This window comes from Rhizobium oryziradicis, assembly GCF_001939045.1.
Taxonomy (GTDB): domain Bacteria; phylum Pseudomonadota; class Alphaproteobacteria; order Rhizobiales; family Rhizobiaceae; genus Allorhizobium; species Allorhizobium oryziradicis.
The window spans coordinates 889,301-903,303 of sequence record NZ_MKIM01000027.1 but is presented as its reverse complement, the minus strand read 5'-3'; the positions used below and the strand labels follow the sequence as shown (position 1 = coordinate 903,303).

Genomic DNA, 14,003 nt, shown 5'->3' with positions numbered 1-14,003 from the left:
GTACCAGCTTTTTAGAGCATTCTTGGTGGGATAACCCAACTGCCGAATGGTCGCCTTAACCCGCTTGCCAAGCCTGATGTACAGCTCAACGGCTCGAAGTCTGTCGGAATAGGAATACATGAACTACCTCTTGGTGGTCCAAGTTTTCTTCCGCACCCCCAAAAGCATGACCTCGCGAGGACATCAGAAACTCTGGCTGACGAAGCTTGAAAGCGCTTGACCTCAACCCGCCGAAACGATCAGCGGAGGCTCGGTCGCGCCTCAATCTCGAACACCAAATGAAAAACGTTGACAGTAAAGTGCTTAGTTTCACCATTAATAACGTGATCAAAGCAGTGAACCGACGTGTGCCGCTCTATTCCGGCCTTATCCCTGAATGGTAACTCCGCACTGTCATGTTGAGCAGCCACAGCGTCTTTGATCTTTTGCCGCCAGTCGTCCGCATCGGCATCAAGGACATATGCCGCCATGCCCCCATGGGGAGAGATGGTGTAAGGATTCTCCCCGTTCTCAAAACGGCGGATTCCTTCGCTGCCCAGATAATCGTTCCTTAGATCGCGGATATTTCTGACGGTCTTCGCTTCTATTCGAAGGTCAAAATTGCCAAGCGGCAACAAAAGTAGGCGTAGATCAGTCGGTTTAGCTTTGTCGCTGATGCCAGGATCCCGTGGCCTTGGAACCTCACATTCTATAGAGATAAAGCGCAAATCGTGCTGTGAACTCCCATTTGAAGAAAGTTCCTGCTGTGCTCGCACGACATTGAACGCATCCGCAAGCGCTCTCGAAACCGAGTTTTCCCGCGGGACGACAGAATTTTTGCTGCGAAACCAATCTTTCCGCCCCTCGAGTTCGTGGCGTCTTTCGGTAGTTTGCAACAGCTTACCTGCTTCCTCTAGGCCCCAGATGGCATTTTGCAAGAAAGACGACCAATACTCGTCAGCATCGGGCATGGTAGATGTCATGATCAAACGTTTCCAATCTCAGCCAATATCGCGCCCGCATCAGACACAGCCTGCTCGACCGTCCATGCGTACCGAGAACGCGGTTTCGCAACGACGATCTGAGCGACGTCAGGTTGAAGAAAAAGCACAGAACTGGACAGGTACTTTCCGTTCAGGTCAGTAGTCGTTTTCTGTTGGGAGAAACGCCTGTCAAAGAGCACCGTGACATCTGCTCTGCCCTCATCTACCGCAGCCCATGAGACCGCAAGGTCTGGACGAGACGGCAACGCTGCGACCAACTCATCTCGCAAGCGCTTAAGGTATGGTTTTTCCGCTCCGCCCTTGAAAAGATCTAAGCTCTCCTTCGGCATCTTGCCGTTTGCAAACTTCTTCCTGAAAGTTCGAAACTCCTCGAAGGAACTGCGAAACTCGCTCCCGGCTTCCATCGCTGTTAAAATCACATCGTTGGGGTCAGCGGATCGGCCGAGCTCAATAAATCTGTAGTCCTCCGCATCTCTGAACGGGCACGGAAAGGCCAGCAAATCCCCTCGTTCAAGCCGAGCGTTGTCCATCAAGTACGTCGGCCCAAAAAGAAACCAAAAATAGCGGAGAATGTCGGAGTCGAGATAGGCTTTGATAGAATTCACGACTGCAGGCTCCATAGCGAAAGTCTTCGCATTAGGATCGACGGCAAACGCTTTTTGCTGAGCGCTTGGGATGATGCCATTATAGGTAGAGGGATACGCTACCGGATCGGAATAGTATGTCGCTCCCGACATGCTGCGCGGCACCAAAATCACGTTTCCTGCAAACAAGCCACGAAAGTCAGAAGTAACGCGCCTTACATCTGCTGCCGAGAGAGCTACTATGTTCTCTCCTGCTCGTTCAATTCCGGTTTCATTCCTGCTGCCACCGCGGCTGATTTCCAACTCCGATCGTTCAAGGAAATCCCCAAACGTTCTCTTCGTTAGCGACGACCAATCTGTCAGCGCTTCATTCAAGCGCCTATCAAGGCGGCCCAAAACCGCGGGGCGGAACCAGCCATTAGGGCCTTGCTGGAAATCTGCAACACGCATCACTTCCACATCCGCGTCAGATGAGACCAAGGCCCAAATCTCTCTACCTTTACCCAAAGGAAGAGACGGCAGAAGCGGCCGATAGACAGCAACCTTGCCGTCGCGATCTGGCACGCGATTTTCGGCGACTACAACACAGGTGGCAGCGTCTGCACCCTGGAAGAGCTTTCTGCGAAGATGTGACAGATTGCCAACCCATCTTAACGATAACTCCGAAGCTACGGAACGCGCAAAGCGCGTCGATGCCCTCCCGATAAACGATCGCGCTGGCAAAACCAGCCCCACAACGGCGTTAGGAGCCGCAAGCCTGATTTTAGCCAGCCAGACAAAGTGTTCTGCCAGCCTGTTGTGAGCGACAGGGAGCTTCTTTTCCTTCAGTTCGTTCTGAAACTGGAGAAGAGAAAGCTCTACTGCCGTGGGTAATTGCTCTTTGTTGCGTCGATGTTTTTGACCTGTTGTCGAAGACCATGGAGGGTTGCCGATGACGTGAGTAAACACCCGCCGATCCCCAGTATCATCAAATGCATCGATCGCGATGATGTTCTCACTAAGGTCAGGAAGAAATTTTAGCTCTTTCGCCGTTGCGGACAGAACCTCAATCGGCGCTCTTCCAACATAATCTAAAAGCGTCAGATACAGGCTGAAGCGACAAACATTAGCTGCCTGCGGATGCTTCTCTCTGCCGTGGATGCAATCCGTCATGAGCTTTCGAGCAAGCGTTACATGGATAGGGCTCCAGCCACCGGCGGGCGCGTGCCGTTCCATTAGGCGTCTATAAGCGCCGACAAGAAAGATGCCCGAGCCAGCAGCAGCGTCGATGACGCGCGAATTCTCATCTATCGGGCGGACAGCCTCTACTCGATCAAGTACGTGATCTGCGAGATGTGGCGGCGTGTAGTAAACGCCATCGTTCCGGCGTTTGTTTTTGTCCTCCACAGCGACAAAGCGCTCGTAGATCGCCGAGATCGTCTCAGTTCTCAATGCCGAGAACGACACGTCCAGAAAGCTGAGTTGGCGAGTACCCTCATTCAGGACATCACCTCCCCGGATCACACGGTGTACCATGTGGCAAAGACGGTCTGGCACCAACTCCTGCTGCTTCTTGTCGATCAAGAACACAGAGCCGTTGATCTCGGAGTCCACGGCCGCGAAGATGCCCATAACTGCTGCAGTCGTCCAGTCGGTTTCGCAATCAACGAGTGAACTGGGAGCTACCATCGCGTTTACGATCGAAACTGGAACGTTGATCTCAGAGGCTTTTCGCTCAAGCCACGTCTTGTCCAATATGCCCCTATCAATGAGCACATAGGTGTACAGGAACTTTCCGATAAGCGAATTGAGGAGGTCTCGATGCTCCTTTAGGTGAGGGAATTCCACCCTCGCCCGATTATTGAGCGCCTCAATGGAACCAACAAGAATATTGTCGATACTGCTTCCTACCTTGAGGTCAAATTCCTTCCATGTGAGACAGGAAAGTAATCCTGACCTTCTTAAAGACCCTAGTCCGGCTGGAAGGCTGTCTCCTAATGGCTTTGATAGCCGCGATATATCGGAAGGCGGCGGCCCAAATGCAGGGCAAATGAAAACGTCGCCATCAACGACCGCTAGCAGAAACGGGACAGACCCCTGGCTCCACACCTTCCGCCAGATACGCCGTAAATCGACCTCAGTATCGGCTTGCACTAGATACACGATTGGCTTCAGGCGCGTTGGCTTGAAGCCGTCTTCGATGCAGAAAACCGAATGAATTCCAAATTCGTCAAACGCTTGACGGACGAGATAACCGTGCCTGTCATCCGAAGTGCGATCATTAGCTCGAAAGTAAGCGCGGTGCTCCATATAGCCCAGCAACGCGGCGAGCGTATCGATCGTCGGCTTGGGTGTCTCTGTCATCATAGAACCACGAATCTCATTTATGCTGGGAGCATACCCTGCCCCTTAGCTCATATCAACAACTAAACCACTGATTCTAATATTAAAATATGAAGCCTCCAAAAGCTCAGCGAGTTCAATTACTTATGGAGCGTCTCCAAAACGAACGGTTACTACAGATGACACAAAGGCGTTGGCCATCGCGTTGTTCATCGGAGGCCGCGGATAGTCAATAAGGCTTGTGGATGCAGATTTCGTGTCGCTCGAAAATCACCACTTCCACCATGTGTAAGTGAGTCTGTGACGTCTAATTCAACAGCTTGGTCCGAAATGAGGGCTTGTTTCAATGGCGACCACTTCAAGCCCATTCATCTCCACAATCTTCAAAAATAGATCTCGCGGATCTCGTACGGTCAGACCAGCGAAATCATCAAAAGCTCTAGATTGACCCGATGTCCGGTCTTCGATTGCTCTTGTCGTACACAGAGTGAATAGCACATATCCCCACTCGTTCATCTGCGACACCATTGAGCCGTCATCGAATTCGACGGGTGCCCCAGACAGACCCATCTTTATCAAACATCCGAAGGTTTTGCTTTCGAAGCTGGCCCTACCATGGCCAGCAGAGCTGACAACCTGCTACGAAGCTTAGCGGCTCGATCAACCGTTTGACCTCCCTATCCCAGCCAAATGCTGTCTTCAATTGGAACAGCCCATAACAGACTTCCGCTGGCAGATCATTCTCGGTAATCCATTGAATCGATCCCCTTTTCTTCGCGGTGCCGTCAATGCGCCCATCGTCGAGACCAGTCGAACGTGATTGGAGTCCTGCACCAGCCATAAAACCCGTTGGCGCAAGCGGGCGATGGTGTCGGGTGCATCGCAAAGAAGCTCCGATTGGAACTCATCGACCGCTTGCTGGCGAGTCCCCGGAAGGCCGTTTGACGGTCGTGGTAGTTAATTAGAGTCCGTCAAGTGTAAATTGACTCGTGATGGGATTCCCTTTTGTTTGAATTTATGATTCAAACTCATTGCTGGAATGGAGGCCAGCAGTGATGGTGCATCCTGTTTCTCTTGATTTGCGCATGCGTATTGCAGCCGCTTTGAGTGACGGTATGACTGTTCGTGCTGCTGCCGTGCGGTTTGGGGTGTCGACGGCCACGGCAGTTCGGATAGGACAGCGAGTGCGCTCTGGCAAAGGCTTGATGCCTGCGAAGATAGGCGGCTACGTCAAGCCGATCCTGAGGGACGAGGCAGCAGATGCGGTGCGTCAACGGCTTGTGGCCAAATCCGACTGGACGGTGCTGCGTGCGCTGTCTGCGGATTTGAAAGCTGCGGGGATCAGCGTCTCTCACGACACGATTTCGCGCTTCCTGCGCAGCGGAGGCAAGACCTTCAAAAAAAACACTGGTGGCATGCGAACAGGACAGGCCGAAGGTGGCCCGGTTCCGAGCTCGCTGGAAGACACATCAGCACAGACTTGATCCCGATCATCTTGTCTTCCTTGATGAAACCTGGGTTAAGACCAACATGACGCGCACCTGCGGCTGGAGCCAGCGCGGAGAGCCGCTCATCGCAAAGGTGCCGCATGTCCACTGGAAAACGTTGATCTTTCTGGCTGGCCTGCGCCGCGACAGCATCGTAGCACCGTGTGTTCTCGATGGTCCCATCAACAGCGTTGCCTTTGCGGCATGGGTCCAGCAATACCTCGTTCCAACTCTCAAGCCGCGTGATATCGTCATTCTCGACAATCTGGCAAGCCACAAAGGAAAGCCTGTGCGCGATGCCATTCGCAATGTCGGTGCTCACCTCTTCTTCCTGCCACCCTACAGTCCTGATCTCAATCCTATCGAAATGATGTTTGCAAAGCTCAAGGCACTTGTCAGAAAAGCCGAAGAACGAACCATTGAGACAACATGGAGGCGCATCGGGCAACTTCTTACGGCATTCTCACCGCAGGAGTGCGCAAACTATCTCAGGCATGCTGGGTATGGTTCAAACTAAACCTGACACACTCTAGCCTATTTATATAAAACGTTTCATCGCGCATTCCTGCTCGCTCCGGGGGCCATTGGACGACCGTAAGGCTTAGCGTTGCGAGGAAAATGGAGGCTAAGAGGTTCTCAAAACTAAAGTGGACAAATCAAATGCATCGAAATCCCCAGATCAGTCAGCCAAAGGACAAACCAGACCAGCGAAAACAAGAATGTTCGATGACCTATAAGGAAAAGAAGATAATGGCGACCCCTGCAGGATCATCAGAAATTGGATATTTCTCAATGAAAACAGTGAGAATTGTTGAAAGTGAGGGGATAAGTGCACCTATTGATTTTCCTTCGTTTTTTTAGATCTCCCCCTCACCTTCAAAGGGTGTCAGATGAGCTCCCTTCAACTTCGAAATCTATTGTTGGAAAACTCAATTAGCTGAACTTGTAAATGTGACCGAAAGCTTTCAGATAGTTTTTTCTGTGCCTCAGAAAGGGGCATGTCGACCGATTACTCTGATGTGAGTAATCAACAAAAAAGTGCAAAACTCAATCAAAGCCACCGCTCAAGAATTTCGACATAATTTCTGTGATAATTCTTGAGCATTTTTCAGTGGGCTCTTGAAGCTCAGCAGTATGCGGTCGGCGACGCTGAGTATTTCCTTGACAAAAAATGCAATTGTTGCTGTATGCTCAACCAGAGGTTAAACTACTGGTAAAGCTCGGGGGGGCGGGATAATTAGCAACGATATTGAAGCAGCGCGCCAATTGGATCGCCACATTCGTGCGCCACGACAAGTTTGGCTCACCGGCGCTGGGATCAGCTATAAAGCCGGATTGCCTCTCATGTATCCTTTAACGGATCGCATTTTTCATCTCCTGAGCAATGCAGCGGATGAGGAAATCCTTAATTTGGTAACAGCGGTCCGAAATGATCTACCAGAAAAACTTCATATCGAGCATGTTCTCAGCCACTTCGGTGATCTTGTAGCGCTTGCAGAGCGTGCAAAGGATGCGTCGGCATTCGTAGGTGGAGATCGCGTACATAAGACAAAATTGCAGGCCGCACATCATACAATTTTACGACACATTAGAGATATTTTGCGTTGGGGCTACGTTCCGGCTTCCAAAACATCCCCCGAGCAAGAAGGAGTGCCGGGTAAGCCAATCGTAAATATCGAGCACCACCGTAAGTTTATCCGCTCTCTATACAAAGTCAATCGGGCAGGACTCGATGAACGCCGAGAAGCAATCCAATTTATAACCACCAATTATGATACTTTGATTGAAGACGCGCTGGCACTCGAACTTATTCCCTATTTGGATGGATTTTCTGGCGGTGCAATTGCTAGCTGGAATGAGCAGACGCTCCATATATCAACAAGCGTATCACCGATAAAAGCCGTGGTTACGAAGCTCCATGGTTCTATCGACTGGTACAGAAGTGGGCATGAAAAGGGACGTGTATTCAGGGTACGCCATGATGACGCCTACCCTGACCGCTCAGATAACAACGGCAATGTGGTCATCTATCCGCAGTCCACGAAATATATGGCATCGCGCGAAGACCCGTTTGGTTTCCTGTTTCAGCGGTTTCGCGGTCTTCTTTCTGCGGAGCGACAACAGGTCCTCTTCGTGTGCGGATATTCGTTCGGCGATGACCATATAGATGCAATCATTGAGCATCAGCTACTCCATGTTGATAGCAAGACAACTCTTGTCGCTCTCTCTAAAAGCCGCACGCCCAAGCTGAAGACTTGGGGAGAAAGTAATGCGGGCGAGAGGATATTCGTTCTGGCAGAAGATGGTCTTTACCGAGGGAGTTCAGGCCCCTTCTTCCCACTCACAGTCAGTATAAAACGAGACTGGTGGAGCTTTGAAGGTATCACTTCCCTGCTTGAGAATGGCTTGCCTACCGATATTGCTGAGGTGATCGAATGAGCGACTTTGATCTTGATCCGAGTCTGCAGATCGGAACTGTTTTTGAAACGTCGGGTACGACCTTGAAGATATCTCTTCGGCGTAGCTTGACTGAGCTCGTCCAGACCCACGGCGGAACCGTATACTCTGTCGGACAAATAGGTAGTCTCATCAAACTGCACATGGGACGAACCGTCCTCTTTGCTATGGTGCGGCTTTTGCGATTGCAGACCGAGGAGGAAGCTGCAGCGCAAGGGGCAGCAGAAGCAATGGATCGCCGTGTGCTAGAGGCCGACCTCTTTGGCGAAGCACGCTGGCAAAGGGCCGAAGAGATTCTATCATTTGATAGAGGGGTTCGTAATTCCCCACTCCCCTTGCAGGCGGCCTACTTAGTTACCTCGTCGGAGACGCGCCGTCTCTATACAGCCATCGAAAAGCAAGGCGGGGACGGTCCAAATCGGTTTATCAGCTTTGGAAGCTACGTCGGAGCTGAAGGTGTTGCTTGTCATGCCGACATGGATAAACTCTTCGGACAGCATTTTGCAGTGCTCGGTTCAACAGGGTCCGGCAAGTCTACTGCAGTGGCTGCCATTCTTCATGCCGTGTTGAGGCATCAAGCAGTTCAGGACGGACCGGTTTCAAAGCCACGGGTTGTCATTATTGACCCGCATGGGGAATATGGTTCGGCATTCGGAGACAAAGCAATTGTATTCCGTGCATATGATGATGCTGGCGGGAGCGCGACAGGCAGTCGACAAATAAAATTGCCCTATTGGCTCATGTCCAGTGATGAGTTCCGTCGACTGGTCGTAGGAAAAGGGGAGTTCGAAGCGACATCACAAGCCAATGTTGTCTACAAGGCCTTGGCGCACGCCCGCATGCACAAAAGCGGAATGGTATTGGATGCGACTGATGCGGAGAGGAAAACAGGGCGAGGACATCCTGATCTCCCGCGTGCTGCTCCAGGTCAAGATCAAACAAAAATTGCAACATTCGACCGTGACTGGCCTCTCCCGTTTAATCTGGATGAGTTCATAAAGCACATTGAAGTATGCCAAAACAACCGTTGGGTTAAGATCGGTTGGGAGACGGTTAGCGATAGCGAGTATCAGCAAAAATTTGCATCCATCCTCGACAAGTTGTCAGTGCTTCGGCTCGACGCGCGAATTGATTTTCTGATGCGCAATCATGTGGCTGGCGATCCAAGCCTCGCCGACATCCTTGCTCAGTTCGTAGGAGCCGACACAGAAAGACCCGACGCTCCGATTCGCATAATTGATATTTCTGGACTTCCGACGGAAGTGGCCGGGCCGTTGACAGCTGCTATTGCTCGGCTGCTATTCTCATACAAACTTGCACAGACGCGAGAAGAACGGGAAAAGGATCCGATTCTTGTTGTGTGCGAAGAAGCTCACAGATATGTGCCTGACCGCGGCGAGGCACAGTATGCCGCTGCTCAGGATGCAATACGCAGGATTGCACGTGAAGGACGGAAATATGGTATCGGCCTGATGCTCGTGTCCCAGCGCCCTTCTGATGTTGAGAGCACAGTGCTTTCGCAGTGCAATTCTTGGGTTGTCTTACGTTTGACCAATGGTCGAGACCAAGAACACGTCGGTCGTTTTTTGCCTGACACAATGGCCGGTCTTATCAAACTGCTTCCCTCGTTACCGCGACGTGAGGCTCTTTTCGTAGGAGAAGCTGCGGCTCTTCCTGCGAGAATAAAGTTGACACATTTGCCTCTGGAGAAGCGGCCGAATTCAAACGACATATCTTTTTCTTCCGGATGGGCTGCAGACTTCCCCGATCCGGCCGATTTGAACATAGTAGCATCCAGAATGTCTTCACGCTCATAGATTTAGCGGAAATTCCGTCCAATTCCGTATTCACAGAGCAAAACTTTTGATTGAGTAACAACCATAACGCCCTAGTTGCTCGGGACAGGTTAAGTACTGGCGATTCCATGTCTGCTGCAACCAATTGCTACATACAAGTACTGATTCGCTCTCAGAATTGCCCTTAGTCAATTTGACTAGTTCGTAAAGACTGCAGCGGAAAACCATCACGCTGCGCGGCGGAAAGCGAAACGTTTGCCGTCTGTGCTGGAAACCAGCCCCATGCGGTAGAGAGCGGTGAGAACTGCCGTCACGGCGGGGCGGATTTTTTGGCCTTGCTTGAAATTGGCGGCAATGGTGGCGGCGTCCATCGGGTTTTCGGCTTCCATCAATTGATGCAGCACGGCGGGGGTTTGGTCGCGCTCGTCTGTGGGGAAGCTTGGCTTCGGCCCGGCCTTGGCCGGGGCGGCTTCGCCAAAATCCGCCTCGATCTGCTCTGCCTTTTCCTTGTCTGAGCCAAACCGTGGAATTTGATAGTCTGGCCGCAGCCAGCGCACATGGCCGCGCTGCTCTTCCTTGGCGCGCTGCTTGTTCAGCGCCACCAGATTGGCCAGCACCTCATCCTCGCTCAAATCCACCGGCCAGCCATAGGCATCGGCCACAGCCACGTCGAGCTTGTCGTGCAGTTCTTTCAAAATCAGCACCAGCCCATCGTCAAAAATGCGGCGCTCCTTGTCGTTCAGATTATCCGGCTTTGTGCCGCTTTTCAGCCGCTCCAGCACATTGTAAAGCCCCGTGAGGGTCAGATGCCCATGCACCTCCAGCACCCGCTTGCGGTGGGCATCCAACTCTTCAGCGAGGGTGCCGATGGTGTGTTTTTGTGCGTCGGTGGCGGCTGGGAATGGAAATGGGTCGAAGCAGCGGGATTTCGAATAGCGCGGGTCATTCCCCATACCGAGCCAGCCACCGGTGCGGAGTGCCCATATTCCGTGAAGCCGAGAAGAGAGCACACCGAGTGGATAGCAGTCACTTAAAGCAACAGCAACGAGCATGTTATCCGGCAGAATTGATGCGTCCAGAAACTGGAAAACACGGTGCTTGGCGGTTTCAACGGTGGCGATGTAGCGGGGGAGATTGGCGAGTGCTGGGCGCAAATCCTTACGCGGCTCACCAAAAATCCACCAGCTTTCTTTGTAGGAGGCGCGGTTATTTTGGTCACGTTCTGGTTTTACCGTTGTCATCACATGCTGATAGACTTCTGGGTAGCGCGTACGGACCTGTTCTGCCGTCAAACCAAACAGGTCAATGACCATAACGCCGCGTGCACGATCCATGAGATCACGTCCGTTGCGATAAATACGGATATGCTGTTCAAGACCAGAGCGGGTACCAAGGCCAAGATGCTCGGCCTCTTGCGGCGAGACAATAAAGCCGGAACCGTGCAGCTTCATACCGGGCGAACACATGGCAGTGTTTGACTTCAACTCAACGGCAGTGGTCACATCCACCCCAACCGTCAGATCCGCATTGATCCGCCCGCGCTTCTCCTCAAACAAAATCACCGGGCTGTCGGTGTCCACCGCCTCTTCCGTTGCCACATCCATCAACAGGCCATCATGCTTTCCGGCTTGCACCACCGTCATGGCAATGCGCACGGCGGCGCTGTCTTTGGTGACTTTGGTCCACGGGTGGTCGGGAATGGCCATAATCAGCGAAAGCGGCTTTTTGGCATTCAAATGCGGCTCCATCACCCGGCGTTGAAAGACCTGAGAGATGGAATTGGTGGTGACAAAGCCAAAGCGTTTCAGCGGGCTTTTGGCTTTTAGCAGAATCTCGGCTGAGCGATCCCACCAATACATGACGAAATCGGCGCTTTCATTCATCTGTTTATGGGCTTTCCATAGCGCTTGCGCATAGGCGCTGCCCATGCGGGCGCGAATATCCTTGCCCCCCACAAACGGCGGGTTGCCCACAATATAATCCGCCTTGGGCCAATCCGGGCGGCGGGGGTTGGGGTAGATGTCCTCGCCATTTTCCACCCGCACATGTGGGTAGCCATCCCATTTAAGCACGGCATCCATATGCTGGATGTTTTTAAAGGCTTTGAGAATTGGTTCAGACGGGGCAACGCCCCGGTTGCGAAAATGCCATTGCAGATGGCCAATCCACAGCACCAGCTCGGCAATGGCGGCGGCGCGCGGGTTTAGCTCCATACCCAAAAACTGATGTGGGTCCACCGTGTGGCTTTCCAGCGCCAGCCCTTCCTGTCCACCAAGGTTGACCAGCGCATCCAGCACCTTGCCTTCCAACCGCTTCATCAGCTCCAGCGAGACATAGAGAAAATTGCCAGTGCCACAGGCGGGGTCCAGCACGCGGATATCGCAGAGCTTATCGTGAAAGGCCTGCACGGTTTTGATGGCCGCTTCATTTTTGCCCTCAGCCTTTTGCCGCTCAACCGTGGCCAACGTGTTGTTCCACTCCTCCTGCAAGGGGTCAATCACGGTGGCAATCACCAACCGCTCCACATAGGCGCGGGGCGTGTAATGGGCACCCAGCTTGCGCCGGTCTGTGGGGTCAAGCGCCTGTTCCAGAAAGGCACCGAAAATCGCCGGTTCCACATCTTGCCAGTCATAGGCTGCTGCTGCGGCTAGCTCGCCAATCTCCTGCTTTTCCAGTTTCAGCGCCCGACGATTTTTGAAGAATTCGCCGTTGAACCGTTTGACCTTGTGGCGAATGGTGGCGGTGAACCCGCCTTCATCCATGGCCTTCCAAAGGTCTTCCATCATGCCGGGGAAAATCTCGGGCTTGTCGGCGCAATCGTTCAGCAGGACTTTAAAGCTGTCTTTGGGCAGCAGTTTCACACTCTGAGCAAACATGGTGAAGAGCACGCGCATCAAAAACATCGCCACTTCCTCGGTGGCATAACCCGCATGTTCCAGCGCCTGACTAACCTTGGCAATGCGCGTGGCAATTTCGCGGGTGACCTTGGCCGCATGGCGCGACGGATCGAGGCTGAGAGGATCGCTCCAGATCGCAACCAGCCGGGCGCGGACCTCTTCGTTTCTCAGATCCTCCAGATAAATGCGGAACGAGCGGCGGTCTGGAAATTGGTCATATGCCTTACCATCCCGGCGAAAATTGGCGTAAATTTCAATACAGTGACCGACATCGCACACCAGCACGAACGGCGGCGGCTCGTGGGATGTGGGTAGCAAACGCACATAGTTTTCGGCCTGGGTTCGGGCATTGAGCATCAACACATCCCAAGTGCGGTTGGCACTGGCTCGTTTGCCGCGCGGCTGTGTTTCAAGCCCTGGGAGTGCCGGGGCGTTTTCCAGCTTTTTCTCACCAGAAAATCGGCTTTGCTTTGCCTCCAGAACAAAACAGTTGCGCTTGTAAAGATCGATACGCTTTTGCGATGCAGATCCGTCGCGGGCGACCTCTTTTACAGCGCGCTCAAATACGTAGTCGTTGTTTTCATGCGCAGCAGAAGCCGGATCGGCATGGGGCAAGCCTAAAAGATCACACAGCTCGGTGAGAAACAAAGCATAGTTGGCGCGCTCTTGCCCACCCTCTTGATCTTGCCATCGCTGAATGAATGTCTCAACTTTTGCTTGCACGTCTGATTCCGCCCCTGCTGCCATGCAACTGTTTTAAGGGCTTTAAAATCCGATGCAAGCCATTGTTGGTGATGTCAGTTTTGAGATTAAAAGCAGTTGGCGATGGTCTGACACCGAAAAGTCAAAACACATTGACCGCAGTGCGATATTTGGGCGGTAGCGAGGATGTCACTTTCACGAGAAACCATTGCGAGCGCACCCTAAATAAGCACGTTATATCGGCGAGCAATATGGCAGAAGAAGTGCTGTTGCGTGAGGCTCAAGACTCACCTTGACTCTCTTCTAAAATGAGAACATTTATAGAACGAATGTAAGATAGAGAAGAGTTTTAGGCTATGAAATACGAGGACGAGAACGTGCGCCCATCGGCAACCGAAGAACCCCACGAGATTGCAGCCTATATCATCCAGAGCAACGGCGGTGATGCTATTGCTGCCGTTGAAACGCTGCTGGATGAAATCGAGCATTTGCAAACACAGCTATCCATTGCGGTTGCCGCCATGGGTAAAGGCTACACGCGCGGCTGGACCCCAACCATAGAGCGCTCATGACATGCGGCATCGTCGCGGCATAGACCTGACAGTCGGCAACAACGACAATTTGCCGCCAAAGCCCTCAGGCATCAAAGTGCCAGAGCGCGACCATTCCGCCACCCTTGCAGACTTACCGCAATGGTATGTCATTGGTGGGAAATGCGGGCGATGTGGGAATGTTTCGCTCTTGGATCGGTGGGAACTTGAGCGCAAGCTTGGAA

The 14,003-nt window shown here is 52.5% G+C and carries 7 protein-coding genes; 4 read left to right on the top strand and 3 right to left on the bottom strand.

Features of this window, described 5'->3' with window-relative positions; all coding sequences use genetic code 11:
• Positions 1 to 239: 239 nt before the first annotated feature.
• Both BJF95_RS15435 and BJF95_RS15430 read right to left on the bottom strand, forming a co-directional pair.
• Positions 240 to 962, bottom strand: coding sequence for a hypothetical protein (locus tag BJF95_RS15435; RefSeq protein ID WP_075640279.1), 723 nt, complete (start codon positions 960 to 962; stop codon positions 240 to 242).
• 2 nt (positions 963 to 964) lie between these two features.
• On the bottom strand, positions 965 to 3,910 hold the full coding sequence (locus tag BJF95_RS15430; protein ID WP_175577266.1) for an N-6 DNA methylase: 2,946 nt from the start codon (positions 3,908 to 3,910) through the stop codon (positions 965 to 967).
• A gap of 1,034 nt (positions 3,911 to 4,944) precedes the next feature.
• On the opposite strand from BJF95_RS15430, the gene BJF95_RS23675 reads away from it, so the two are divergent.
• The 3 genes from BJF95_RS23675 to BJF95_RS15400 all read left to right on the top strand — a co-directional run bounded on the left by BJF95_RS23675 (position 4,945) and on the right by BJF95_RS15400 (position 9,650).
• Positions 4,945 to 5,893 (top strand): IS630 family transposase gene (locus BJF95_RS23675; RefSeq protein ID WP_175577265.1). Its coding sequence is split into 2 segments (ribosomal slippage): positions 4,945 to 5,286 and positions 5,288 to 5,893, totalling 948 coding nucleotides; the frame shifts between segments, so codons are not numbered across the junction.
• 749 nt (positions 5,894 to 6,642) lie between these two features.
• The gene (locus tag BJF95_RS15405) at positions 6,643 to 7,815 is read left to right on the top strand and encodes an SIR2 family protein (RefSeq protein ID WP_139317519.1); all 1,173 of its coding nucleotides are present in this window, start codon (positions 6,643 to 6,645) and stop codon (positions 7,813 to 7,815) included.
• Positions 7,812 to 9,650, top strand: a complete 1,839-nt coding sequence (locus BJF95_RS15400) for an ATP-binding protein (RefSeq protein WP_075640272.1) — start codon at positions 7,812 to 7,814, stop codon at positions 9,648 to 9,650. The genes BJF95_RS15405 and BJF95_RS15400 overlap by 4 nt, the downstream gene beginning before the upstream one ends.
• A 206-nt stretch (positions 9,651 to 9,856) precedes the next feature.
• On the opposite strand, the gene BJF95_RS15395 is transcribed toward BJF95_RS15400, so the two are convergent.
• Entirely contained in the window at positions 9,857 to 13,249 is a 3,393-nt protein-coding gene (locus BJF95_RS15395) for a class I SAM-dependent DNA methyltransferase (RefSeq protein WP_083638849.1), read from the bottom strand.
• 335 nt (positions 13,250 to 13,584) lie between these two features.
• Between BJF95_RS15395 and BJF95_RS15390 the strand changes: the two genes are divergently transcribed.
• Entirely contained in the window at positions 13,585 to 13,800 is a 216-nt protein-coding gene (locus BJF95_RS15390; protein ID WP_075640270.1) for a hypothetical protein, read from the top strand.
• The last annotated feature ends 203 nt before the right edge of the window (positions 13,801 to 14,003 follow it).

What these genes read in the sequence shown, in the direction of transcription:
- BJF95_RS15435 (WP_075640279.1), bottom strand. Translation starts at nt 962, where the DNA reads ATGACATCTACCATGCCCGATGCTGACGAGTATTGGTCGTCTTTCTTG.
- BJF95_RS15390 (WP_075640270.1), top strand. Translation starts at nt 13,585, where the DNA reads ATGAAATACGAGGACGAGAACGTGCGCCCATCGGCAACCGAAGAACCC.
- BJF95_RS15400 (WP_075640272.1), top strand. Translation starts at nt 7,812, where the DNA reads ATGAGCGACTTTGATCTTGATCCGAGTCTGCAGATCGGAACTGTTTTT.
- BJF95_RS15430 (WP_175577266.1), bottom strand. Translation starts at nt 3,910, where the DNA reads ATGACAGAGACACCCAAGCCGACGATCGATACGCTCGCCGCGTTGCTG.